This window comes from Massilia sp. YIM B02443, assembly GCF_030411955.1.
Lineage (GTDB): Bacteria > Pseudomonadota > Gammaproteobacteria > Burkholderiales > Burkholderiaceae_D > Telluria.
The window spans coordinates 1-24,646 of sequence record NZ_JASNRA010000017.1; the positions used below are offsets into that span (position 1 = coordinate 1).

Annotated in this window: 25 protein-coding genes and 1 rRNA gene; 15 read left to right on the forward strand and 11 right to left on the reverse strand. The window is 66.1% G+C overall.

The annotated features are described in order from the left end of the window. Positions 1–137 precede the first annotated feature (137 nt). Entirely contained in the window at positions 138–1,067 is a 930-nt protein-coding gene (locus QPK27_RS17295; RefSeq protein ID WP_290419495.1) for a LysR family transcriptional regulator, read from the reverse strand. Between the two features lie 117 nt (positions 1,068–1,184). On the opposite strand from QPK27_RS17295, the gene QPK27_RS17300 reads away from it, so the two are divergent. Further along, positions 1,185–2,075, forward strand: coding sequence for an aldo/keto reductase family oxidoreductase (locus tag QPK27_RS17300; RefSeq protein ID WP_308633530.1), 891 nt, complete (start codon positions 1,185–1,187; stop codon positions 2,073–2,075). Here QPK27_RS17300 and QPK27_RS17305 read toward each other — a convergent pair. Continuing rightward, positions 2,059–4,413 carry a penicillin acylase family protein gene (locus QPK27_RS17305; RefSeq protein WP_290419496.1) on the reverse strand — a complete coding sequence of 785 codons (2,355 nt, stop codon included), beginning with the start codon at positions 4,411–4,413 and terminating at the stop codon, positions 2,059–2,061. The genes QPK27_RS17300 and QPK27_RS17305 overlap by 17 nt on opposite strands. A 200-nt stretch (positions 4,414–4,613) precedes the next feature. Further along, positions 4,614–4,726 (reverse strand): 5S ribosomal RNA (gene rrf, locus QPK27_RS17310). Positions 4,727–4,883: 157 nt separating this feature from the next. On the opposite strand from rrf, the gene QPK27_RS17315 reads away from it, so the two are divergent. The 11 genes from QPK27_RS17315 to QPK27_RS17365 all read left to right on the forward strand — a co-directional run bounded on the left by QPK27_RS17315 (position 4,884) and on the right by QPK27_RS17365 (position 14,919). Continuing rightward, positions 4,884–6,401 (forward strand): B12-binding domain-containing radical SAM protein, encoded by a 1,518-nt coding sequence (locus tag QPK27_RS17315; protein WP_290419497.1) that lies wholly within the window; start codon positions 4,884–4,886, stop codon positions 6,399–6,401. 54 nt (positions 6,402–6,455) lie between these two features. Then, positions 6,456–7,595 carry an ABC transporter permease gene (locus tag QPK27_RS17320; RefSeq protein WP_290419498.1) on the forward strand — a complete coding sequence of 380 codons (1,140 nt, stop codon included), beginning with the start codon at positions 6,456–6,458 and terminating at the stop codon, positions 7,593–7,595. After that, positions 7,592–8,509 (forward strand): ABC transporter ATP-binding protein, encoded by a 918-nt coding sequence (locus QPK27_RS17325; RefSeq protein ID WP_290419499.1) that lies wholly within the window; start codon positions 7,592–7,594, stop codon positions 8,507–8,509. Before QPK27_RS17320 ends, QPK27_RS17325 begins: the two co-directional genes overlap by 4 nt. Continuing rightward, positions 8,510–9,460: an MlaD family protein gene (locus tag QPK27_RS17330; RefSeq protein ID WP_290419500.1), complete on the forward strand. Its 951-nt coding sequence runs from the start codon at positions 8,510–8,512 to the stop codon at positions 9,458–9,460. A gap of 8 nt (positions 9,461–9,468) precedes the next feature. After that, the gene (locus QPK27_RS17335; RefSeq protein ID WP_374047086.1) at positions 9,469–10,137 is read left to right on the forward strand and encodes an ABC-type transport auxiliary lipoprotein family protein; all 669 of its coding nucleotides are present in this window, start codon (positions 9,469–9,471) and stop codon (positions 10,135–10,137) included. Further along, positions 10,134–11,270 carry a VanZ family protein gene (locus QPK27_RS17340; RefSeq protein WP_290419502.1) on the forward strand — a complete coding sequence of 379 codons (1,137 nt, stop codon included), beginning with the start codon at positions 10,134–10,136 and terminating at the stop codon, positions 11,268–11,270. Before QPK27_RS17335 ends, QPK27_RS17340 begins: the two co-directional genes overlap by 4 nt. Positions 11,271–11,323: 53 nt before the next feature. Further along, on the forward strand, positions 11,324–11,647 hold the full coding sequence (locus QPK27_RS17345) for a ferredoxin (RefSeq protein WP_290419503.1): 324 nt from the start codon (positions 11,324–11,326) through the stop codon (positions 11,645–11,647). 25 nt (positions 11,648–11,672) lie between these two features. Further along, a complete protein-coding gene (locus QPK27_RS17350) occupies positions 11,673–12,302 on the forward strand; it encodes an alpha/beta hydrolase (protein ID WP_290419593.1) in 630 nt (209 codons plus the stop codon). A 103-nt stretch (positions 12,303–12,405) separates the two neighbouring features. Then, positions 12,406–13,551 (forward strand): D-alanyl-D-alanine carboxypeptidase family protein, encoded by a 1,146-nt coding sequence (locus QPK27_RS17355; protein ID WP_290419504.1) that lies wholly within the window; start codon positions 12,406–12,408, stop codon positions 13,549–13,551. A 136-nt stretch (positions 13,552–13,687) separates the two neighbouring features. Further along, the gene (locus tag QPK27_RS17360) at positions 13,688–14,602 is read left to right on the forward strand and encodes an aldo/keto reductase family oxidoreductase (protein ID WP_290419505.1); all 915 of its coding nucleotides are present in this window, start codon (positions 13,688–13,690) and stop codon (positions 14,600–14,602) included. 2 nt (positions 14,603–14,604) lie between these two features. Next, positions 14,605–14,919: a metal-sensitive transcriptional regulator gene (locus QPK27_RS17365; protein WP_290419594.1), complete on the forward strand. Its 315-nt coding sequence runs from the start codon at positions 14,605–14,607 to the stop codon at positions 14,917–14,919. Between the two features lie 7 nt (positions 14,920–14,926). Here the strand turns inward: QPK27_RS17365 and pssA are convergent, their stop codons facing one another. Further along, positions 14,927–15,706: a CDP-diacylglycerol--serine O-phosphatidyltransferase gene (gene pssA / locus QPK27_RS17370; protein WP_290419506.1), complete on the reverse strand. Its 780-nt coding sequence runs from the start codon at positions 15,704–15,706 to the stop codon at positions 14,927–14,929. 179 nt (positions 15,707–15,885) lie between these two features. On the opposite strand from pssA, the gene QPK27_RS17375 reads away from it, so the two are divergent. Together QPK27_RS17375 and QPK27_RS17380 are read left to right on the forward strand one after the other, a co-directional pair. After that, a complete protein-coding gene (locus QPK27_RS17375; RefSeq protein ID WP_290419507.1) occupies positions 15,886–16,863 on the forward strand; it encodes a CAP domain-containing protein in 978 nt (325 codons plus the stop codon). Beyond that, complete coding sequence (locus QPK27_RS17380; RefSeq protein ID WP_290419508.1) at positions 16,860–17,480, forward strand: Hpt domain-containing protein; 621 nt, start codon at positions 16,860–16,862, stop codon at positions 17,478–17,480. The genes QPK27_RS17375 and QPK27_RS17380 overlap by 4 nt, the downstream gene beginning before the upstream one ends. 38 nt (positions 17,481–17,518) lie before the next feature. On the opposite strand, the gene QPK27_RS17385 is transcribed toward QPK27_RS17380, so the two are convergent. From QPK27_RS17385 to rpmH, 7 genes are all read right to left on the reverse strand, one after another. Then, positions 17,519–17,734: a hypothetical protein gene (locus QPK27_RS17385; RefSeq protein ID WP_290419509.1), complete on the reverse strand. Its 216-nt coding sequence runs from the start codon at positions 17,732–17,734 to the stop codon at positions 17,519–17,521. 268 nt (positions 17,735–18,002) lie between these two features. Then, a complete protein-coding gene (locus QPK27_RS17390) occupies positions 18,003–18,578 on the reverse strand; it encodes a DUF1439 domain-containing protein (RefSeq protein ID WP_290419510.1) in 576 nt (191 codons plus the stop codon). A gap of 41 nt (positions 18,579–18,619) precedes the next feature. Beyond that, on the reverse strand, positions 18,620–20,002 hold the full coding sequence (gene mnmE, locus QPK27_RS17395) for a tRNA uridine-5-carboxymethylaminomethyl(34) synthesis GTPase MnmE (protein WP_290419511.1): 1,383 nt from the start codon (positions 20,000–20,002) through the stop codon (positions 18,620–18,622). A 254-nt stretch (positions 20,003–20,256) separates the two neighbouring features. Then, positions 20,257–21,933, reverse strand: a complete 1,677-nt coding sequence (yidC, locus tag QPK27_RS17400) for a membrane protein insertase YidC (RefSeq protein ID WP_290419512.1) — start codon at positions 21,931–21,933, stop codon at positions 20,257–20,259. A gap of 8 nt (positions 21,934–21,941) precedes the next feature. Then, positions 21,942–22,217, reverse strand: coding sequence for a membrane protein insertion efficiency factor YidD (gene yidD / locus QPK27_RS17405; RefSeq protein WP_290419513.1), 276 nt, complete (start codon positions 22,215–22,217; stop codon positions 21,942–21,944). Next, positions 22,214–22,609 carry a ribonuclease P protein component gene (rnpA, locus tag QPK27_RS17410; protein WP_290419514.1) on the reverse strand — a complete coding sequence of 132 codons (396 nt, stop codon included), beginning with the start codon at positions 22,607–22,609 and terminating at the stop codon, positions 22,214–22,216. Before rnpA ends, yidD begins: the two co-directional genes overlap by 4 nt. A 33-nt stretch (positions 22,610–22,642) precedes the next feature. Continuing rightward, positions 22,643–22,780: a 50S ribosomal protein L34 gene (gene rpmH, locus QPK27_RS17415; protein ID WP_078035393.1), complete on the reverse strand. Its 138-nt coding sequence runs from the start codon at positions 22,778–22,780 to the stop codon at positions 22,643–22,645. Positions 22,781–23,137: 357 nt separating this feature from the next. Between rpmH and dnaA the strand changes: the two genes are divergently transcribed. After that, positions 23,138–24,553 carry a chromosomal replication initiator protein DnaA gene (gene dnaA / locus QPK27_RS17420; protein ID WP_290419515.1) on the forward strand — a complete coding sequence of 472 codons (1,416 nt, stop codon included), beginning with the start codon at positions 23,138–23,140 and terminating at the stop codon, positions 24,551–24,553. The last annotated feature ends 93 nt before the right edge of the window (positions 24,554–24,646 follow it).

Here is a 24,646-nt window from a genome sequence, read left to right on the forward strand (position 1 = left end):
CCACACTTATCGACTGTTAATTTTTAAAGATCAGAATTCGGCACTGCTTCACCTGCCGTCTGCTTCGAATCGTTTTGTTCGTCAGCAGCAGAGGAACGAGATTATGCCGTTCGCTCAGCCGCTCGTCAACAGCTTTTTTACGACTTTTTTTCCGCGCCGCCGTCCATGCCTGCATCGGTCCGAATGAAATCGACAAATGCCCGTAGCGGCGCCGGCACCAGCCGCCGTCCCGGGTAATACAGGTAGGGACCGGAAAAGCGCGGCCACCACTCTTCCAGCACCGGCTGCAGTTCACCGCGTGCGACATACGGCGCCAGCCAGTCCTCGAACAGGTACACCACGCCCAGCCCCGCCACCGCCGCGTCGAGCGCCAGGTCGATCGCGCCGCCCACCTGCACCAGCAGCTGGCCGTTGGGGTCGATGGTCATGGTTTCGCCATTGCGCTCGAACACCCACTGGATCATGGCGCCGCTGCTGAAACGGGCGCGGATGCAGTCTCCGGGAGCCAGGTCGCGCGGATGCGCCGGCGCGCCATGCCGCGCCAGCCACGCAGGCGAGGCGGCGGCAGCCATGCGCTGCCTGCGCGGACCGATCGGCACCGCGATCATGTCCTGCTCCAGCTTTTCCTCGTAGCGGATGCCGGCGTCGCAGCCGGCCGCCAGCACGTCGACGAAGCTTTCGTCGGCCACCACCTCGAGCCGGATCTCGGGATACGCCTGCAGAAAACGCGGCACGATCTTCGGCAGCACCAGGCGCGCCGCACTGAGCGGGACGTTCAGGCGCAGTGTGCCGGTCGGGCGGTCGCGGAAACCGTTGACCACGTCCAGCGCGGCGTCGATTTCGCTCAGCACCGGGTCGAGCCGCGCCAGCAGGCTTTGCCCCGCCTCGGTCGGCGCCACGCTGCGCGTGGTGCGGTTCAGCAGGCGCACACCCAGCCGCGTTTCCAGCCGCCGCACCGCTTCGCTCAGGCCGGACGCACTGGCATCCAGCGCCCGCGCCGCCTCGCGGAAGCCGCCGGCGCGTGCCACCGCCACGAATGCGGACAGATCTCCCAGCTCTACTTTCATGCCAGCCTCATTGTTCGTTTTTTCGCACAACCCGTGTGGACTACGACGGATTGTCACACATGTGACGCGGCCGTATCGTGATGACTCCAACCACCCCATCACGCACAGGAGCACATCATGACCACGATCGCCAAGGCAGCACAGGCAGGCACCTATTCATTCGGCGGCCGCAGCGTCGCCCGACTCGGCTACGGCGCAATGCAGTTGGCCGGCCCCGGCGTGTTCGGCCCGCCGCGCGACCCGGACGCTGCGCGCGCCGTGCTGCGCGAGGCGGTCGCGCTGGGCGTGAACCACATCGACACCTCGGACTTCTACGGCCCGCACGTCACCAATCAACTCATTCGTGAAGCGCTGCACCCGTACCGCGACGACCTGCTGATCGTCACCAAGATCGGCGCGCGCCGTGGCGCCGATGCCAGCTGGCTGCCGGCGTTCTCGAAGACCGAACTGGAACAGGCGGTGCACGACAACCTGCGCAACCTGGGCCTGGACGTGCTGGACGTGGTCAACCTGCGCGCCATGTTCGACGTGCACGGGCCGGCCGAAGGTTCATTGGAGGAAGCGCTGACGACCCTGGCCGGGCTGCGCCAGCGCGGCCTGATCCGCCACATTGGCCTGAGCAACGTGACGCCGCGCCAGGTCGCGGACGCGCAACGCATCGTGCCGATCGCCTGCGTGCAGAACCAGTACAACCTGGCGCACCGCGGCGACGATGCGTTGATCGACAGCCTGGCCGAACAAGGCATTCCTTACGTGCCGTTCTTCCCGCTCGGCGGCTTCACGCCGCTGCAGTCGGATGCGCTGTCCACCGTCGCGGCGCAACTGGAGGCGACGCCGATGCAGGTGGCGCTGGCCTGGCTGTTGCAGCGCGCGCCGAACCTGCTGCTGATCCCGGGCACCTCGTCGGTGACGCACCTGCGCGAGAACCTGGCTGCTGCCGACCTGGCGCTGCCGGCGGATGCGCTGGCAGCACTGGACGGTATCGCGGACCCTATTCGCGCAGCGTGATGGAGGTGTAGTTCGGATCGGCCTTGATCCGCTCCTGGGTGAACGGCAGCAGCGGCCACTCCTTGCGCGAATAGACCCGGGTCTGGTCGGCATACCAGGGCGAGGCCGGATCGGTCGACTGGCCATAGGTCAGCATGCCCTGCGCCACCGGCCCCTGCTCGTCGAAGGTCACGGTCTGGATGTAGCTCTGGCCCCAGTGCGCGCCGACGTAACCGCTGGAAGTCAGGCCGCTTCTCATGGTGAGCGAACCATAAGTGCCTTCCTGGTTGCCGTTCCCGCCGTGCAGCGGGATGCGCACGCCGTTGCGCGGCTCGACCTGGTAGTCGCCCAGGCGGCCGTCGAACGGCACGCCCAGCGCCTGCAGCGCCAGCGCGGCATTGCGCAGCGCCGTCAGCATGGCCGGGATCGCGCTTGGGGCGACGCCGTTCGGCGTGTTGACCGGATCGCGCGGGTCGAACGGCACCGCCCATTTGTTCGGCAGCGCCGACGCCGTGCTCCAGAATTCGCGGAACAGCACCGCGCCGCGACTGTCGATGTCGGCGCGCCGGTCCCAGTTCGCCAGCACGCTGCAGGCCTGGCGCAGCACGGCGTCGCCACTGGTCTCGCAGGCCGGCAACAGCTGCGGCAGCACCAGCTCGGCCGCGTACACGCGGTTCGAGAACGCCAGCGCCTGCATGTCGGCCAGCGTCAGCTTGCCATTGGGCCCGCGCTGGGCCAGCAGGTCTTCCACCTGGCGGAAGCCGATGCGCGTGCGCAGACTCTGCTCCACGCCCACGCGGCCGTACAGCGGCGAGAAGCCGAGCGGCGCCGGGCCGACCAGCAGCTGGCGCGGATTGGTCAGCCAGTAGCTGTCGTTCGAATTGCCGACGTAATCAAGGCGCGCCATCCACGGCGCGTTGGCCGGCGAATAGATCCCGCTCGGCGCGCCGGCATCCTGGCCCCAGCCGCAACTGCTGCGCGAGCCGTCGAACAGCAGCGCCGCCTGCAGCAGCAGGCAACCGTTGACGAATTTGTCGGCATTCATATGCGGCACCACGCTGGCGTCGGCGAACAGCGCGTTGCCGTCGCGGTCGGCCGCCAGCGTGTTCACCCACGGCAGGCCGACCACCCGGTCGAGCGAGGCCTTGAGCGCCGCTGTGCTGGTGGCGGTGCCGATGCCCAGCCACTGCGCGAGCAGGCGGGTGTTGTTGCGGTTGGGGTCGGCCAGCGCGTAGGCGGCATTGGCCGTCCAGGTCATGCCGGCTTCCGGCCGCACGATCACTGCGCCCTGGCGGCTGAACCAGAAGGTCTTGCTGCGCCTGGCCAGCGTGCCGTCGGCCTGCAGCACCTCGACCTCGACGCTCTTCGACGTCATCTTGATGCGCTCGCCGTCATACAGATAGGTGGTGCCGCTGGCGTCGCCGGCATCGAGGGCCAGGCGGAAGGTGGTGAAGTGGTACGCCGTGGTCACCGTGTGGCTCCACGCCACGTCGCGGTTGAAGCCGATGACGACCGCCGGCACGCCGCCGATGATCACACCCATCGCGTCGTAGCGGCCCGGCACCGTCAGGTGCGCCTGGTAGAAGCGGTCGGTGGTGGTCCATGGATAGTGCGGATTGCCGAGCAACAGGCCGCGGCCGTTGGCCGACAGCTCGCGCCCGACGGCCAGCGCATTGCTGCCGAAGCCCTGGCGGTTCAGGGCGTCGAGCTGCGCCACCAGCGTGCTCGGATCCAGCTTGCGCGCCGACGTTTTGGCCAGCGTGGCGGCGCCCGGTGCGCGGCCGGCGGCCACGAAGTCTTTCGCGAACACCTGGCCGGACGCGTGCAGCGCCTTCTCGGCGATCACCAGCATCATGTCGTCGAACGTCATCGGCCGCACCCACTTCGCTCCCGCGCAGGCGGCCGGCAGCTTGTTGGCGTAGTCCTTCAGGTAACGGTTGTAGCCTTCGACGAAGCCGTCGAGCAGCTCGCGCGGCTCGGCGCCACCGGCGGCGTAGCCGGCGCGCAGCTGCTCGAGGTCGAGATAGCCCTTGAAGAAGAAATCGCTGTCCTCGTTCTTGAGGTCCATGAAGCCGCTGGCGGCGCCGTAGTCGTCGCCGCTGCGGCGTTGCGGCCGCGCTTCGCCGCCGAAGAAGGCGGAACGCTCGCCGCGCACGGTGAGCAGCGAGTCGGCGAACATGCAGACGTTGTCCTGCGCGTAGGCGTAGGCCAGGCCGTAGCCCAGGCTGCGGAAGTCATTGGCGCGCACGTGCGGCACGCCGTGCGTGGTGCGCGCCACGTCGACCTGGATGCGGGAGGCGGTAGCCGGCGGCGGCGCTGTATCGTCATCGTCGCCCCAATCGCAGGCAGACAAGGACACGGCAAGTGCTGCCGCGACGAGGAGACGGAACGGGACGGGCTTGGTGCAGCGCTGCATGAGGGCCTTTCCGCGGCGGCGCCGCATCATCGGTACGGAACAATAAAATAATGTTACGTACTTTACCCTTGAAACATCGCCCGTGGATGGCCCGGAAAGCAAAAAAGCCCACCAGACACCTGGTGGGCTTTCTCCAATAACTAGCCTGACGATAAACTACTTTCACACTGGTTGCAGCACTATCATCGTCGCAATGTCGTTTCACGGTCCTGTTCGGGATGGGAAGGGGTGGTACCGACTTGCTATGGTCATCAGGCTTGACTTGCTGGGTGGCTGTCCCTGCGCTGGCTAAAGCGTCGGCAACAGCTGCCCTGAATTCCGGCGTGCATTCTACCAAGTAAGTTGGCAAACCACCAGCGCTTTCGACGGCGCCAGCGCGTAAAATGCCCGTTTCGTCCAAACACGCCGCCGTCATGACCATCCTGCTCTCCACGCTCAATGCCCGCTACACGCACGCCTCGCTCGGCCTGCGCTACCTGCTGGCCAATATGGGCCCGCTGCAAGAGCAAACCAGGATCCAGGAATTCGTCATCGGCGCCAAGACCACCGACCTGGTCGAGCGCATCCTGGCGCACGGCCCGCGCATCGTGGCTTTTGGCGTGTATATCTGGAACGTGGAAGAGACCACGCGCCTGGTGGCGATGCTCAAGCGCGTTGCGCCCAAACTGACCATTGTGCTGGGCGGCCCGGAAGTCTCGCACGAGACGAATGAACAGGAGATCGTGCGGCTGGCCGACTATGTGGTCACCGGCTGGGGCGACGTCACCTTCCCCAGGCTGTGCGGCGAGATCCTGAACGGCCCCAAGCCGCTGATGAAGGTGCACGCCGGCGTGCAGCCGCCGATGGAAGACATCGACCTGCCCTACTCTTTATATAGCGAGGACGACATCGCCCACCGTACACTGTACGTGGAAGCCTCGCGCGGCTGCCCGTTCAAGTGCGAGTTCTGCCTGTCGTCGCTGGACAAGACGGCGTGGCCGTTCCCGCTCGACGCCTTCCTGGCCGAGATGGAGACCATGTACCAAAAGGGCGCGCGCCTGTTCAAGTTCGTCGACCGCACCTTCAACCTGAACGTCAAGACCAGCCTGCGCATCATGCAGTTCTTCCTGGATAAGATCGAGGCCCATCCCGATGACCCGGTGTATGCCCACTTCGAGCTGGTGCCGGATCACCTGCCGGACGCGCTGAAGGAAACCATCGCCAGGTTCCCGGCCGGCGCCCTGCAGTTCGAGATCGGCATCCAGAGCTTCAACCCGAAAGTCCAGGCCCTGGTCAGCCGGCGCCAGAACAACGAAAAGGCGGCCGACAACATCCGCTGGCTGACGCAGGAGTCGCAAGCCCACCTGCACGTCGACCTGATCGCCGGCCTGCCGGGCGAAGACGTCGAGAGCTTCGCGCGCGGCTTCGACCAGCTGGTGGCCCTGGGCGCGCAAGAGATCCAGTTCGGCATCCTCAAGCGCCTGCGCGGCACGCCGATCATCCGCCACACCGAGCCGTTCGGCATGGTGTACGACCCGTATCCGCCCTACACCGTGCTGGCGACAAGCCTGATCGACTTTGCCACCATGCAGCGCCTGGTGCGCTTCGCACGCTACTGGGACCTGGTGGCCAACTCGGGACGCTTCGCCCACACCACCCCGACGCTGCTGGGCGAGACGCCGTTCGACAACTTCATGGCCTTCTCGGACTGGATGTTTACCAGGACCGACGCCACCCACCGCATCGCGCTCGACCGCCTGGCCAAGCTGGTGGTGGAATGGCTGGCGCTGCGTGGCATGGCGCGGATTGATGCAGAGGCGCTGGTCGCCAGCGACTATGCCGGCAAGGGCGACCATCACGCCCGCAGCACCCTCAAACATTTCGCCGACACGCCGCCGGAAGCGATCAAAGCCGTGGCCCCAACACGCCAGGTTCGCCACCTGGCCGCCTGATACGGTAGAGACGCCCGGCTGGCAGCAGTTTCGATTCTCTTTTACACTGCCGCAATGCAGATTGAAAATGCGCCAACATTGACCATCCAACAGTCCGGCTCCGGTTCCGGATCGTCGGTCATTGCCGGCGGCGTCTGGCAGGTGCATGGCCTGTCGCAGCGCGGCGTCTTGAAAGGCATCACGCGCCAGCTGGCCGGTCTCAAGGACAAGGGCGCCTGCGAGTGGGACCTGTCCGGCATCGAAAGCCTGGACCACATCGGCGCCCAGCTGTTCTGGAACACCTGGAACAAGGAGCGCCCCAAGCGTTTGAAACTCGACCCGCGCCAGGAAGACCTGTTCAAGCGCATCGAGGGCGCCAGCGGCATCAAGCTGCCGCGCACCCGGGTCAGCCCGTTCGACTGGGTGGTCAATCTTGGCGCCGGCATCCTCAACTTCTTCGAACACCTGCGCAGCTTCATCGGCCTGATCGGCATCGTGGTGCAAGACCTGGGCCGCTTCCTGCGCCGCCCGGCGCTCGGGCCGTGGCGCGAGATCTCGGCCAACATCTATCACTCCGGTTTCCAGGCGCTCGGCATCACGGCGCTGGTGGGCTTCCTGATCGGGATCGTGCTCTCCTACCTGGTGTCGCAGCAGCTGCGCATGTTCGGCGGCGACGTGTTCCTGGTCGACCTGCTGGGCATCGCCGTGATACGCGAACTGGGCCCACTGCTGGCGGCGATCCTGGTGGCCGGGCGTTCCGGCTCCTCGATCACGGCGCAGCTGGGCGTGATGCGGGTGACCGAGGAACTGGACGCGATGCTGGTGATGGGGGTGTCACACGGCTACCGCCTGATCCTGCCCAAGGTGATCGCGCTGGCGGTGTCGATGCCGCTGCTGGTGGTGTGGACCGACGCCATGGCCCTGTTGGGCGGCATGGTCGCGGCCAAGATCGAGATGGGCATGTCGTTCCGGTACTTCATGCAAAAGCTGCCGGACGCGGTGCCGTTCGTGAACTACACCATCGGCCTGCTGAAAGGCGCCACCTTCGGCGTGCTGATCGTGCTGATCGCCTGCCACTTCGGCCTGCGCATCAAGCCGAACACCGAAAGCCTGGGCCGCGGCACCACCACCTCGGTGGTCACCGCGATCACGGTCGTGATCCTGGCCGATGCCGTGTACGCCATCATCTTCAGCAGCACGGGACTGACTTCATGAGCGCATCCGGCAAAGGACGGCAGCAGCAGTTGAACCTGCGCCCGGACGTCGACGTCGGCGCGCCGGTGGTCGAGATCCGCAACCTGTGGACCCGGTTCGGCCGCACCGTGGTGCACCAGGACCTGAACCTGGACATCTACGCCGGAGAGATTTTGACCATCGTCGGCGGCTCGGGCACCGGCAAGACCGTGCTGCTGCGCCAGATGCTGGGCCTCGAGCGCCCCTCGCAGGGCAGCGTGCGCGTGTTCGGCGAAGACATCAGCGCCGCCTCGCCCACCCAGCTGCAGCGCATGCGCAACCACTGGGGCATGCTGTTCCAGCAGGGCGCGCTGTATTCGGCGCTGAGCGTGTTCGACAACATCGCGCTGCCGATGCGCGAGCTGCGCGCGCTGCCCGAGGACGTGATCCGCGACGCCGTGCTGCTCAAGATGGACATGGTGGGACTCGGCCCCGAGCACGCCAACAAGATGCCGGCCGACCTGTCGGGCGGCATGGTCAAGCGCGCCGCGCTGGCGCGCGCCCTGGCCCTCGAGCCTCAGTTATTGTTCCTGGACGAGCCGACCGCGGGCCTCGACCCGGATCTGTCGGACGCCTTCGTGGCCCTGATCCAGACCCTGCACCGCGAACTGGGCCTGACGGTGGTGATGGTCACGCACGACCTGGACACGCTGTTCGCGCTGTCCTCGCGCATCGCGGTGCTGGCCGAGAAGCACGTGCTGGCGGTGGGACCGTCGTGCGACGTGCTGCAGGTCCAGCATCCGTTCATCCAGCACTTCTTCCTCGGCCCGCGCGGCCTGCGCGCGCTGGAAGTGCTGGAAGAACGCCATGCACAGGATGACGCCAATGACAATCGTACGGAAACCCGCGCGGACCAGATCCGCAACGACGCACAGAACAGAGTGGAGAATCGATAGATGGAAAACAGGTCATATGCCCTGATGACCGGCGTGTTCACGATCGCGCTGCTGGTGGCCACGGTGCTGGTCGGCCTCTGGCTGAACCGCGACAAGACCGAGCTGCTGCCGTACGAGATCGTCACCACCCAGTCGATCCCGGGCCTGAACCCGCAGGCGACGGTGCGCTACCGCGGCCTGGAAGTCGGGCGCGTCGACGAGATCGTGTTCGATCCGCGCGTCACCGGCCAGATCCTCATCAAGCTGTCGGTCGACGAAGCCTCGCCGATCACCACCACCACCTTCGCTTCGCTCGGCTACCAGGGCGTGACCGGCATCGCCTTCATCCAGCTCGACGACGACCGCACTGGCTCGCCGCGCCTGGCCACCAATGGCGGCGACCGCATCCCGCGCATCCCGCTGCGTCCGGGCCTGCTGGATCAATTGGAAGACCGCGGCCTGGCAATCCTGGAAAAGGCCGAGCAGATCACCGACCGCCTGAACACCCTGGTCGGCCCGGAAAACCAGGCCGCCATCATCGGCGCGGTCCAGAACATCGACAAGGCGGCGCAAGCCTACGCCGCGATTCCGGAGCGCCTGGGCCCGACGATCGACCGCCTGCCGGGCCTGGCCGCGAAGATAGACAGCAGCCTGGATTCGTTCAACACCCTGTCCAGCAGCGCCACCTCGATGACGCGCAACTACGACCAGCTGGCGATCCGCCTGCAGGCCCCGGACGGCCCGATCGAGCGCCTGAACACGGCCATCGGTTCACTCGGCGCCGCCACCAGCGAGCTGGAACTGGAAACCCTGCCGCACGTGGTGCAGATGACCGACGAAGCGCGCGCCTCGCTGCGCGCGGTCAAGCGCACCGCCAATTCGCTGTCCGAGCGCCCGCAGAGCATCCTGTTCGGCGCGCCGGGCGACGCGCCCGGACCGGGCGAGCCGGGCTTCGTGCCCCCGACCAAATGAGGACCACCGTGAATCTCCGCTCCCGCCGCCTGTTCGCTCCCGCCGCCCTCGCCGTCGCCGTCCTGCTGGCCGGCTGCGGCACCGGTGAACGCGCGCAGAATACCGTGTTCGACTTCGGCCCGCCGGTCCCGGCCGCGCAGGCGTCCGCGAATGCCGCCGCCCTGCCGCCGGCGATCGTGGTGATGGACGCCACCGGCCCCTCGGCGCTGGACACCGAACGCATGTTCTACCGCCTGAACTACGCCGACGCCCTGCAGGCGCGCACCTATGCCAGCGCGCGCTGGAGCGCCACCCCGCTGAACCTGGTCACCGCGCGCATGAAGGCGCGCCTGGCGCAATCGGGCATGAAGGTGCTGTCGGCCACCGACGCCGCCAGCGGCGTGCCGATCCTGCGCATCGAGATCGACGACTTCGTGCACGCCTTCGCCGGCGCCAGTCAAAGCTCGGGCCAGGTGATGCTGCGCGCCTCGGTGTTCCTTGAACACCGCCTGGTCGACCAGCGCAGCTTTACGCGCAGCGCGCCGGCCCCGGGCAACGACGCCGCCGGCGGCGCGCGCGCCCTGGCCGACGGCGCCGACCTGGTGGCGGCCGACATCGTGGCCTGGCTGGCGTCGCTGCAGGGCCGCATGGCGCCGATCGTCCCGGCCGCCCAGCCGCAACCGCTGCTGCGCCGATGACCGAAGAGCACGACGACGACGCCGCGCGCTCGCGCGCCTCGCCGATCGCGCGCGCCGCCCTGCTGGCGTACCTGCTGCTGATCGTGTACGCCAGCTGGTACCCGTTCTCGGGCTGGCGCGACAACGGCGTGCCGCTGTTCGCCTTCCTGAACCTGGTCAAGCAGCGCTACTGGACCGGCTTCGACGTCGGCGTCAACATCGCCGGCTACATCCCGTTCGGGATGCTGATCGTGCTGTCGCTGTACCCGCGCATCAAGGGCATCTGGGCGGTGCTGCTGGCGGCCATTGCCGGCGTGCTGGTCACCGGCACCATGGAAGCGGTGCAGAACTTCCTGCCGACCCGGGTGCCGTCCAACCTGGACTTCATCACCAATGCCGGCGGCTGCCTGCTCGGCGCGATCCTGGGTGCGCTGTGGGCGCCCGGCCTGCTCGACCGCAGCCGTTTGTTCAAGCTGCGCCGGCGCTGGTTCCTGCCGCACGCCAGCCAGGGCCTGGTGCTGGTGGCGATCTGGCCGCTGGCCCAGATCTACCCGCAGAGCTACCTGTTCGGCCACGGCCAGGTGCTGCCCATCATCTCGGGCTGGCTGTCGTCCTGGTTCGACACCGAGATCGACCTGGTGGCCATGCTGCGTCCCGGCGACGACATCATGACGGTCGAGCAGTACTGGCTGTCCGAGACCATCATCACCGCCTGCGGCATGACCGGCGCCGCGCTCACCCTGATGTGCTTGGTCCGCCGGGGCGCACCGCGCTTCTGGCTGATGCTGGCCCTGCTGGCGTCGGCATTGGTGGTGAAAGCCTTCGCCAGCTCGCTGCTGTTCCGGCCCGATAACGCCCTGGTCTGGGTCACGCCCGGCGCCGAAGGGGGGTTCCTGATCGGGCTGATCATGCTGGCGGGCCTGGTGTTCGCGCCGCAGGTGGCGCAGCGCCGGCTGGCGGTGGTGACCTTGATACTGAGCCTGATCGTGGTGAACACGATTCCGGTGAACCCGTATTTTTCGTCTACCCTGCAAGGCTGGGTGCAGGGGAAATTCCTGAACTTCAATGGCGCGGCCGAGTTCCTGTCGCTGATGTGGCCATTTTTCGCGCTGTGGTTCCTGCTGCTGCCCTCGCATAAACTCAATCGGCAGTAAGAGCGCGTATCATTCACCGCGTGAACCACTGCCCTTCTTTCGACGAGACCGACATGAACGAGCAATCATTCTATAAATACCACGTCTTTTTCTGCATGAACGAGCGTGAAGGCAAGGACGCGCGCCCCAGCTGCGGCAAGTGCGGCGCCGAGAAAGCCCAGAAACACGCCAAGAAACGCATCAAGGAACTCGGCCTGAGCGGCGAAGGCAAGGTGCGCGTCAACCAGTCCGGCTGCCTCGACCGCTGCGAGGAAGGCCCGGTGCTGGTGGTCTACCCGGAAGGCACCTGGTACACCTACGTCGACAACGACGACATCGACGACATCATCGATACCCACCTGGTCGGCGGCAAGGTCGTCGAACGCCTCAAGATCTGATCCGCACGACATCCCAACTAACATGATGAACATCCATTCGCACAAGTTCACCCTCGACGGCCACGCCGGCAAGATGCAATGCCTGCTCGACCTGCCCGAAGGCGCCCCGCGCGGCATCGCCCTGGTGGCGCACCCGCACCCGCTGTACGGAGGCACCATGGAAAACAAGGTGGCGCAGACGCTGGCGCGCACCTTCGTCACGCTCGGCTACGCGACGGCGCGCTTCAACTTCCGCGGCGTGGGCGAATCCGAAGGCGTGCACGACGAGGGCCGCGGCGAGGTGGACGACATGGCGATCATGTACCAGCACATGGTGACGCAGTATCCCGGCCTGCCGGTGACGCTGACCGGCTTCTCGTTCGGCACCTTCGTGCAGGCCCAGTTCGCGCTGCGCCTGGTGGAACAAAACCGCCCGGCCGAGCGCCTGGTGCTGGTCGGCAGCGCGGCCGGCAAGTGGGCCATGCCGCAGGTGCCGCAGGACACCATCCTCATCCACGGCGAGCTGGACGACACCATCCCGCTGCAGGACGTGTTCGAGTGGGCGCGCCCCCAGGACATCCCGGTGACCGTGATTACCGGCGCCGACCATTTCTTCCACCGCAAGCTCGGCCACATTAAAAATCTGGTCGTTCAACTGTGGCGCCGTGACAATTAGGCCGCACACTCCCCTATAATGTTTTGCTTCTCCTGAGGCATTGCCCACGGGCATTGCCTTGCGCTCCACTGCTTTACCACCTTTTATTGACGATATTGTTCCCATGAAAAAACTGTTAGCGGCCTTCGCCGCCAGCCTGGTGATGGTCTCGGCCAGCGCGCAAACCGTGCCGGCCCCCACCGTCGCCGCCAAATCGTGGTTGCTGCTCGATGCGACCAGTGGCCAGGTCATCGCTGCGCAAGATCCGTCCCTGCGCATTGAACCGGCATCGCTGACCAAGGTCATGACGGCCTACGTCACCTTCGCCGCGATCCGCGAAAAGCGCTTGACGCTGAACCAGATGGTGAACGTCTCGGTCCGCGCCTGGAAAGTCGACGGCAGCAGCTCGAAGATGTTCATCGACCCGGCCACCCCGGTCTCGGTCGACGACCTGCTGCATGGCCTGATGATCCAGTCGGGCAACGACGCCGCGGTGGCGCTGGCCGAAGCGGTGGCCGGCGACGAAGGCACGTTCGTCACGCTGATGAACCGCGAAGCGCAGCGCCTGGGCATGAAGAACACCCGCTTCGCCAACCCGCACGGCCTGCCGGACGCCAACAACTACTCGACCGCGCACGACCTGTCGATCCTGGCCGCCTCGGTGATCCGCGACTTCCCCGAGTACTACAAGATCGACTCGGTCAAGCAGTTCACCTACAACAAGATCACCCAGCAGAACCGCAACCGCCTGCTGTGGCTGGACCCGACCGTGGACGGCATGAAGACCGGTCACACCGACGCCTCGGGCTACAGCATGATCGCCTCGGCGCGCCGCGCCAACGGCACCACCGGCCAGCGCCGCCTGATCTCGGTGATCTCGGGCGCCGCCTCGGATGCGATCCGCACCCAGGAAAGCCAGAAGCTGCTGAACTGGGGCTTCCAGAACTTCGACACCGTCAAGCTGTACTCGAAGGGCCAGGCGATCCAGACCCCGCAGGTGTGGAAGGGTTCGCAGTCGACCGTCAAGCTGGGCTTCCAGCGCGACATCCTGGTGACCGTGCCGAAGGGCGTGGCCGGTAAACTGAAGCCGGTGCTGGAGCGCAAGGACCCGCTGGTCGCGCCGCTGGCGCGCGGCGGCCAGGTCGGCACGCTGAAGATGACGGTGGATGGCAAGCCGCTGCTGACGCTGCCGGTGGTGGCGCTGGAAGAGGTGCAGGAAGCGAGCATCTTCGGACGCGCGTGGGATTCGATGCGTCTGTGGATGCAGTGATCCGCGTTTGACGCCGGATATCGAGCCCGCCCGTGCGTGAAGCCGGGCGGGCTTTTTTCATGGCGTGCGCCGGGACGCTCCGAGCCCAAAGCGCGCCGTTATAATCACATCACCCTTTTTCTCGAAAGTCCCGACGATGTCCCACGCCCTGTCCTGCCCCCGCATCACCACCCGCGAAAACGGCCCGGAATTCTCGCGCATCGTCGCCGGCATGTGGCGCATGACCGAGTGGGGCATGTCCCCTGAACAGCGCGTGGCCCTGGTCGAACAGTGCCTGGAAATGGGCGTCACCACCTTCGACCACGCCGACATCTACGGCGACTACGGCGTCGAAACCTTGTTCGGCGAAGCCCTGCGCCTGCAGCCGTCGCTGCGCGACAAGATCGAGTTGGTCAGCAAGTGCGGCATCAAGCTGCGGTCGAAAAAACACCCGCAGCACACCATCCAGCACTACGACACCACGGCCCGGCACATCATCGCCTCGGCCGAGAATTCACTGCGCCAGCTGCACACCGACCACCTCGACCTGCTGCTGATCCACCGTCCGGATCCGCTGATGGACTTCGACGAAGTGGCCGATGCCTTCACCCGCCTGCAGCAAGCGGGCAAGGTGAAACACGTGGGCGTGTCGAACTTCACGCGCCACCAGTTCGAGTCGCTCAACCGCCGCGTGGCGCTGGCCACCAACCAGGTCGAGCTATCGCCGTTGTACACCGCGCCGATCTTCGACGAAACGCTGGACGGCCTGCAGGACCTGCGCATCGCGCCGATGGCCTGGTCGCCCTTGGGCGGCGGACGCCTGTTCGCGCAGGATAATGCACGCGCCGCCGAGGTGCGCGCCGTGGTGCAGGAAATCGCCGAGCGCATGGACAAGCCGTTCGCCAGCGTGGTGTTCGCGTGGATCATGGCGCTGCCGAGCCACCCGCTGCCGCTCACCGGCAGCGGACGCATCGAGGCGATCCGCGACGCCGTCATCGGCGCTACTTTCCAGCTGGAGCGCGGCGACTGGTTCCGCATCCTGCGCGCTGCACGCGGGCACGAGGTGGCGTGAACATGGCGGCGGACGGCCAGCTGCGCATCGTCGAGGGCAAGGCCCTCAGCGCGCGCCAGAAGAAGGACTTGCTGAACCGGCTGGCCCGGATCGAAGGCCAGCTGCGCGGCGTGCAGAAACTGATCGCGCTGGCCGACGCGCCCGAGGATTGCGACGCGGTGGCGCAGCAGATGTCGGCCGCGCGCAAGGCGCTCGACCGCTCCTTCGTGCAGCTCTTGACGGCCGCCCTGCAGACCCAGACCGGCGACGCCGCCGACCTGCCGGAAGCGCGCGAGCGCGCCGCGCACCTGGCGGCGATGCTCGACCGTTTTGCTTAGATCGCGCTCAGTCTTCGAACACCTTGGGCGGCGCCACGCCGCGCCAGCCCAGCTTCCAGCCGATGTTCAGCAGCAGCGTGGCGCAGATATACAGCAGGAAGAACAGCACGAAGAAGCGCGTCTGCAGGAACACCAGCAGCACCGCGCACACGGCGAGCAGCGCCAGCATCACCTTGCCCTTGGGGTGCTTGGAGCTGGGGAAGCGGATGGTCGAGACCATCAGCGCGCCTACCGCCACCATCAGCGCCGCCACCATGAAGGCCGGCGCCATCGCGGTGACCGGATCGGGCCAGGCCACCACCACCGAAGCGACGCAGGCCGCGCCGGCGGTGATCGGCATGCCGACGAAGTAGCGCGGGTCGGTGCGGCCATGGCTGATGTTGAAGCGCGCCAGGCGCAGCGCGCCGCAGGTGACGAACACGAAGCAGGCCAGGCCGCCCATGCGCACCAGGGTCGGATGGGCGTCGGCGAGCTGGGTGAAGCCGTAGCAGTACAGCAGCAGCCCCGGTGCGCAGCCGAAGTTCATCACGTCGGCGATCGAGTCGAGCTGCACGCCGAAGCTGGACTGGGTGTTGGTGGCGCGCGCCACGAAGCCGTCGAGCGCATCGAACACGCCGGCCAGCACCAGCAGGATCGCGGCCAGTCGGTAGTCGGCCGGGTCGCCGACGCGAGCATTGTCGACCGAGATCACGATGCTGCCGAAGCCGCAGGCGATCGACAGCAGCGTGACGAGACTAGGCAGGGCGAACTTGGCGCGCGCGAGGCGCTGCTGGCGGGTAGGATTCAATGGACGACTCGGCAAGATGAACGATGGCTTATTCTACAGCCAGCCTTTTGCACGGGGAGCGAAATAGCGCCGATCCGGCATTACCGAACCCGTTGGCGCGGCGCGTTACTGCAAATCGTCACGTTTTGCCGATTTGTCCTAGAATGGCCGCATGCGCTTGGTCTGACAGGAGTTGCAAGATGAGCTATCCCCTTCGTTGGCAGCAGATCGCTGCGGCGGTCGCAGCGTCGCTGGCGCTGGCCGCTTGCGGCGGCGGTGGCGGCGACAGCAGCCCGGCCGCGCCGGTCTCCGGCGGCACCGCGGTCACCCCGCCCCCCACCACCCCCGCGCCCGCGCCACTGCCGTCGGACGCCAACGCGCCCACGCTAAGCGGCAACATCGCGCTTGACGGCCGCAACTGGATCAACTACCGGCGCACCCAGATCGGCATGCCGACCGTGGCCGAGAACGCGCAGATCAACAATGCGGCGCTGGGCCACTCCGAATACCTGCGCATCAACAACCTGATGAGCCACGACCAGGAGCCGGGCCGCCAGGGCTTCACCGGCGCCAACGTCGGCGCGCGCCTGAACGCGGCCGGCTATACCATTCCGTCCAGCGGCTACGCCTATGGCGAGGTGATCTCGGGCACTACCAACGGCTCCGGCTTCTTCATGGCCGAAGAGCTGATCACCGCGATCTACCACCGCTTCGTGATCTTCGAGCCGATGTTCCGCGAGATCGGCACCGGCGCCGCCACCTCGGCCGGCGGCTACAACTACTTCACCGCCGATTTCGCGACCCGCAACGGCTACGGCCCCGGCATCGCGCGCGGCACCCTGGTCACCTGGCCCTTCAACGGCCAGACCCAGGTCGTACCCAACTTCTTCAGCGACACCGAAGAGCCGGACCCGATCCCCAACCGCAACGAAGTCGGCTACCCGGTCAGCGTGCATGCCAACCTCGACGCCAACCTGACCGTGCAAAGCTTCGGCATCCGCCCGCGCGGCGGCGCCGACCTGCAGGTGCAGCGCGTCGATCCGCTGTCGGAGTACAAGACGGCCGCGTCGATCGTCCCACTGGCGCCGCTGCGCGCGGCGACCACCTACGACGTCAGCTTCTCCGGCACCCTGGACGGCGTGCCGGTGACGCGCACCTGGTCGTTCACCACGCGGTGAGGGACGCTACCGCCACCGCAGCCGCGGCGCCGGCCATCGACCTGGCCGCGGCGCTGGAACGGGTGATGGGCGAGCGCGCACTGCTGCAGCGCGTGCTGGCGCGCTTCGCCGCCGACTACCGTGACGTCGGCGCGCGCCTGCGCGCGGCGCTTGCCACGCAGGACGCCGGGCTGGCGCAGCGCATTGCACACACCCTCAAGGGCGCTTCGGCGATGATTGACGCCGAGCCGCTGCGCCGGCGTGCGCTGGCGCTGGAACTGGCGCTCAAGGAAGGTAACGCGATTGACGCGGCGCTGCCGGCGCTGGTCGATGCGCTGGACGCCGAGCTGGCGCGGGTGCTGCGCCAGGTCGAGGCCATGCTGGCTGCGCCGGAGGCGGCGTTTGCGGCGGCGGCAACAGCGGAGCCGATCCCGGACCAGGAACTGGCGCGGCTGCGCGCCATGCTCGATATCGGCGACGGCCGCGCGCCCGACGTGGTGCGCCAATGGCGTGCCGGCCTGGAAGCAGCGCTCGGCCGGGAACGCATGCGCAGCTTCGACGCAGCGATCGAACGCTTCGATTTCGAACGCGCCCTGGCGCTGCTGGAACAACTGGAAGAAAACGCTTCCGGCGGCTAACCGGGCCGGCGCATCGGCCGCCGGTCGGCGGCAGGATTTCAGCGTGTAAACTCGGCTTCTTCGTCGAACGAATCGGCGCACGGCTTGCCGCAGAAGCGCCGCACGCTGTCGAGCGGTTTTTCGCAGTACCAGCACGATCCTTTGGCCGGCAGGCTGGCGCGCGTCGGCGTGCCGCTGGCACTCGCCGCGACGGCGGCTGGGGGCCGCTCGACGGGCAGAGCGCTGTCCGGAAAACTGTCGTGTGTCGTTTCCAAGTTCCACCCCCTAACACGGCTGCCTGAAGTTTCCTAAGGTCAAAGGAAAGATTACTTCAGCGGAACTCCGTGTGCATGAGAAAGCGCAAGCCAGACTGCAACAAGCTTGCCGTCGTGGCGATTCGATGCATGCCAGTGTGCGCTCAATGCCATGGTCATGCAATCCCTCATCTAGCCGGATCGACAGATTGGCACATGCTCGCAACAACTATCCACACGCCTGCTGTGCAGCGCACAAAATGTAGCACGTGTATAGCCGGCGGCACGTTCACTTGGCCGGTTCGAGCGACACCAGCAGGCCTGTGCGCGTGGTCTGGATGCGGGTCGGCACGAACTGCACGCCGGCGTAGCGCAGGTCGTTCTGGTCGAAGGTGTACACCGGCAGGTCGCGCGCCACGCTGTCGATCAGGCCATTGGCGACACTGGTCAGGCGGCGCTCGGCTTCCGGGTTGCCAAGCTGCAGGCGCTCGACGCGCGGTTCGGCCATCATGACGGCGGCGCGGCCCGGGTCGACGTACAGGCGTCCCGAGAACGCCACGCTGCCGGTCCAGGCGCGCGCGAACGGCGGCGCCACCGAGGCATCGACGTTCAGCGCCACCCGGTCCTGCTCCGGCTGCAGCGCCAGTTGCGGCCTGGTGAGCTGGACGTCGAACAGTTCGAGCAGACGCTCGTTGATCGGGAAGCGCCGGTCCAGGCCCGCCTGCAGCTTGTGCAGCGGGATCTCGACCTGGCGCGGGCCGATCAGGCTGGAGCAGGAAGCCAGCAGGCTGGCGCCGATGACGACGGCGCCCAGGGTGAGCAGCTTGCGCCGGGCGCCGGTTGGGGTATGAGTGAGCTTATTCATATCCCAAGCCTAGCACGAGCCGGACCGCTGCCGCGTTGCGCTTACTTCCCGATACAGAAGCGGCTGAAGATCACGCCCAGCAGGTCGTCCGGCGTGAATTGGCCCGTAATGCTCGACAGCTGGTCCTGCGCCAGGCGCAGTTCTTCGGCGAACAGGTCGAGCGACTGGTCGTCCTGGGCCGCGTGGCGGCCGGCCATGTCGAGGTGCTCGCGCGCGGCGCGCAGCGCGATCAGGTGGCGTTCGCGCGCCAGGTACAGCGACTCGCCGGTCTGCTGCCAGCCGGCGATGCGCAGCAGTTCGGCGCGCAGCAGGTCGATGCCGAGGCCCTCGTTGGCCGACAGGTAAAGATGAACAGCGTCGGCACTCTCGTCCTTCGAGGGCTTGTGGCCCGACAGGTCGATCTTGTTCCAGATCCGCACCACCGGCACCCCGGCCGGGAAAGCGGCGACGATCGCTTCGTCGGCCGCGCTCGGGCCCAGGTTGGCGTCCAGCAGGTGCAAGATCACGTCGGCCTTGCCGACCTCGCCCCAGGTGCGCTCGATGCCGATGCGCTCGACCACATCGACGCCTTCGTCGTCCGCCGGGCGGATACCGGCGGTGTCGATGATGTTCAGCGGGATGCCTTCGATCTGGATCGTCTCGCTCACCTTGTCGCGCGTGGTGCCGGCGATCGGCGTCACGATCGCCACCTCGCTGCCGGCCAGCGCGTTCAGGAGTGAGGACTTGCCCACGTTGGGCTGCCCCACCAGCACCACGTTCAGGCCTTCGCGCAGCAGCGCGCCTTGCGCCGCCTGGCGGAATACGTTCTCGAGCGCCTCGACGATGCCGGCCAGCTGGCCGCGCGCGTTGGATTTTTCCAGGAAGTCGATTTCTTCTTCCGGGAAGTCGAGCGTGGCTTCGACCAGCATGCGCAGGTTGATGGTCTGGTCGACCAGCTTGTGCACCACTTGCGAGAAGGCGCCGGACAGCGACTGCGACGCCGATCTGGCGGCCGCTTCGGTGGAAGCGTCGATCAGGTCGGCCACCGCCTCGGCCTGGGCCAGGTCGAGCTTGTCGTTGAGGAAGGCGCGGCGCGTGAATTCGCCCGGTTCGGCCAGGCGCAGGCCGGATGTGGCGCCCGCCTCCAGCACGCGGCCAAGGAGCATCTGCAGCACCACCGGGCCGCCGTGGCCCTGTAGTTCGAGCACGTCTTCGCCGGTGTACGAGTGCGGTCCCTTGAAGTACAGGGCCAGGCCTTCGTCGATGGTGTCGCCATTGGCCGCCTTGAACGGGATGTAGGTGGCGTGGCGCGGCGCCAGCGTCACGCCGGGGAACAGCGCGTCGATCAGGGCGCCCAGCGACTTGCCGGAAGCGCGCACGACGCCGATGCCGCCGCGCCCCGGGGCGGTGGCGATGGCGGCGATGGGGGAGGTGTCGAGTTTCATGGGGTGGATTGTAAGGGAATACGGGGGTGCGGGTGGGTGCGGGGGGGGTACGGGTTTGCGGGCAGACTTGGATTCCCGCCTGCGCGGGAATGACGGTCTTTAAGGAGCTGGCCACAATACTTTCCGTAGTCCGCTTCTTATGCACGTCATCCCCGCGCAGGCGGGGATCCAAGTCCGCCGCGCACCACCAACACCGAACCACAAACAAAAAACCCGCGCACAAGGCGCGGGCTTTTCACAAGCAACGGCAAGAATTACTTCGCCGCGCCGGTCTCGAATTTGCGGGTGATCACCCACTGCTGCGCGATCGACAGGATGTTGTTGACCACCCAGTACAGCACCAGGCCGGACGGGAAGAAGAAGAACACCACCGAGAACGCGATCGGCATGAACAGCATCATCTTGGCCTGCACCGGGTCGGTCGGCTGCGGATTGAGCTTGGTCGTGATGTACATCGACACCGCGTAGATCACCGGCAGGATGTAGTACGGGTCGGGCTGGGTCAGGTCCTGGATCCAGCCGATCCACGGCGCGCCGCGCATCTCGACCGAGGCCTGCAGCACCCAGTACAGGGCGAAGAACACCGGCATCTGCACCAGGATCGGCAGGCAGCCGCCCAGCGGGTTGATCTTCTCGGTCTTGTACAGCTCCATGGTGGCCTGCTGCATCTTGGCCGGGTCGTTCTTGAAGCGCTCGCGGATCGCCTGCATCTTCGGCGTCACCACGCGCATCTTGGCCATGCTGCGATAACCGGCCGCCGACAGCGGGAAGAACAGCAGCTTGATCAGGATGGTCAGGACCACGATGGTCCAGCCCCAGTTGCCCAGCATTGCGTGCAGGTGGTCCATCACCCAGAAGATCGGCTTGGCGATCACGGTCAGCATGCCGTAGTCCTTGACCAGTTCCAGGCCCGGAGTGATGGTTTCCAGGATCTTCTCTTCCTGCGGCCCCGAATACAGGCGGGTGTCGCTCGAGACGGTCGCGCCCGGGGCCACGGTGCCCAGCGACTGCACGGTGCCGATCGCATACAGGTTGTTGGCGATCTTCTTGGTGAAGATGTCGCGCGGCGCCTTGTCGGCCGGGATGAAGGCCGAGACGAAGAAGTGCTGCGAGATCGCGATCCAGCCGTTGTCGGCCTTGGTCGAGTGGTCGGCCTTGCCCTTTTCGATTTCCTCGAAGGTCAGCTTCTGGTACTTGTCGGCGTCGGTGTACAGGGTCGGGCCGGTGTAGCTCGACATGAACCACGAATCGTTGGCCGGCTTGTTGCCGTCGTGCTGCAGCTGCAGGTACAGCGACGGATTGACCGGTGCACCGCTCAGGTTGGTCACTTCGTGACGCACGCCGATCAGGTAGTCGCCCTTGCGGAAGGTGAGGGTCTTGGTCAGGCGCACGCCGCCCTGCTCCGCGTCCATCACCACCTGCACCACGCCGTTGCTGTCCAGCGTGCGCGAGCCCGGACGGACGGTGAATGGCGTCGTGTGGTTCGGCAGCACGCCGGCGGCGCTGGTGCCGATCAGGCCGGTCTGGCCGAGGTAGACGTTCGGGCCGCCGACGTTGAACAGGACCTGGTTCTTGGTCTTGTCGAAGTGGTCGTCATACTTGAGCAGCTCGAGGCGCTTGATGACGCCGCCGACGCTGTCGATGTCGACTTTCACCACGTCGGTGGTGACGGTGATGGTCTGGCTGACCGGTGCGGCCGGCGCGCCGGGAACGGCGGCGGCGCTGGCGCCAGGCGTGCCCGGCACGGCGGTGCTGCCCGGCTGGGCGGCGGCCGGCACGTCGGACGGCTTGGTCTGCTGCTGGGCGACCTTGGCCGGCGGCTGGTTCGAGAACAGCGACTGCTTGCCGTTGGCCACCATCCAGTTGTTCCACAGAACAATCAGGGAAATGGCGAACACGATCCACAGGACAGTACGTTTATTGAATTCCATTGGAGTCTTCAGGAGTGGTTGCAACCGCAAGCGGCTGGTGGGGATTCCTTGGCGCTTTCCGGGCTGCCTGCGGCTGGCGGGACCGGGTCCAGGCCGCCCGGATGCCACGGGTGGCAGCGGCCCAGGCGGCGCGCGGTGAGGAGCGAACCGCGTGCGGCGCCATGGACGCGCAGCGCTTCGATCGCATAATTGGAACAGCTGGGGTAGAACCGGCAACGCGGTCCCAGCATCGGAGACAGCAGCAGCTGGTAGCCGCGAAGCAACCAGATCAGCAGCTTGTTCATGATGACGCCGGCGCCGCGGTACGCGGTTTTTGCGAGGCGAACAGGCGCGCCAGCTCGACGCGCAGCTCTGCCTTCAGGGCGCGCGTGGTGGCCGGGCCGGCCTTGGTATTGACCGGGCGCGACAGGCGCACGATGCAATCGACGGCCTGCAGGCGGCTGGTGCGGAACAGTTCGCGCGTGATGCGCTTGATCGTGTTGCGCGTGACCGCGCGCGGCGCGAAGCGCTTGGCCGCAACGACGCCCAGCCGCGCATGCGGCAGGGAATTCGGTCGCGTGTAGAGCACGAAATGCGCCGACTTTTGCGCCGGCCGCAAACGAAAAACGGATGAAAATTCATCCGTTTTAACGATGCGCCGAACGCGCGCGAAGTCGTGCGAACCTTCGCCTGTCATGCCGACCGCGTCAATGGTGCGGGCGCGGTCGTCTTAGACGACTGCCAGACGCTTGCGGCCCTTGGCGCGGCGAGCGTTCAGGACTTGACGGCCACCACGGGTAGCCATACGTGCGCGGAAGCCGTGCGTGCGCTTGCGACGGACGACGGAAGGTTGGTAAGTACGTTTCATGGTGGTCTCGCTTAAAGCAAAATAAAGTGCAAAATCGGGTCTGACGTCTTTGTCAGATTCGGCGCCAATGACAGTTTCGCAGAAGGTTAAGCCAGCGTCACGCCACAGCAAGTCTCTTGTCGCCCGATCACCAGCCGCCGTAAAAATCACGGCATGAGATGGCGCACGGACGGGGAACCCTGAATTAGACCCTAGTTCGCATCACGCTGTCAAGAAAGCTGTTGTTTGACGGATGAGCATCCGGAGGCTTGGCAGGCTGGCAAGAACGCGGACTTTCGGTGGAAAATATGTGAGTCGCCTGTGGATAACTTGGGCCGAGACAGGTAAAATAGCGTGTTACGTATCAATTAGCGAAGTATGGAAAACTTTTGGCAGACCGCATCCGCGCAGCTGGAGCTCGAGCTGACGCCCCAGCAGTACAGCGCGTGGATCAAACCGCTGGTCGCCCTCGACTACGAAGACGGCAAGCTGCGCATCGCCGCGCCCAACCGCTTCAAGCTCGACTGGGTCAAGACGCAGTTCGCCACCCGCATCACCGAGCTCGCCGCCCAGTACTGGGAAGCGCCGGTCGAGGTGCAGTTCGTGCTCGACCCGAAGACCAATCCGTCGCGTAAACCCGCGGGCGCTGCCGCGACCACGTCCACCGTGGACTTCGACGCGCCGCGCCCTGCCCCCGGCCAGGAAGCCCCGGGCATGCCAAGCGCGCCGAGCCCGACCCAGAACCTGAACATCGCCAACTCGCCCAAGCGCGAGCAGAGCCGCATCAACACCGAGCTGACCTTCGACAGCTTCGTCACCGGTAAGGCCAACCAGCTGGCGCGCGCCGCCGCGATCCAGGTCGCCAACAACCCGGGCGTGTCGTACAACCCGCTGTTCTTCTACGGCGGCGTCGGCCTGGGTAAGACCCACCTGATCCATGCGATCGGCAACCAGGTGATGGCCGACCAGCCGGGCGCGCGCATCCGCTACATCCACGCCGAGCAGTACGTGCGCGACGTCGTCACCGCCTATCAGAGAAAAGGCTTCGACGATTTCAAGCACTATTACCACTCGCTCGACATGCTGCTGATCGACGATATTCAATTCTTCGGTGGCAAGAGCCGCACGCAGGAAGAGTTCTTCTATGCGTTCGAGGCGCTGATCGCGGCCAAGAAGCAGATCATCATTACGTCGGATACCTATCCGAAAGAGATCACGGGCATGGACGACCGCCTGATCTCGCGCTTCGACTCCGGCCTGACGGTGGCGATCGAGCCGCCGGAACTGGAAATGCGGGTGGCGATTCTGTTGAAGAAAGCCCAGTCCGAGGACGTGACCCTGTCCGACGACGTCGCCTTCTTCGTGGCCAAGCACCTGCGCTCGAACGTGCGCGAACTGGAAGGCGCGCTGCGCAAGATCCTGGCCTACTCGCGTTTCCACGGCAAGGACATCACCATCGACGTGGTGAAGGAAGCCCTCAAGGATCTGCTCTCGGTGCAGAACCGCCAGATTTCTGTGGAAAACATCCAGAAGACGGTGGCCGACTTCTTCAATATCAAGGTGGCGGACATGTATTCCAAGCGCCGCCCGGCCAACATCGCCCGTCCGCGCCAGATCGCCATGTACCTGGCGAAAGAGCTGACCCAGAAGAGTCTGCCGGAAATCGGCGAACTGTTCGGTGGCCGCGACCACACCACCGTGCTGCACGCGGTGCGCAAGATCGCCGGCGACCGCCAGAAGAATGCCGAGTGCAACCACGAGCTGCACGTGCTGGAACAGACGCTCAAGGGCTGAGTTCCACTGCCTGGGAAGGGTTGATTGTGTTTTTCTCAGGCAATGGCAAAATATCGCATTAGCAACAAAAGCATTCGCAATAACCTAATCTCT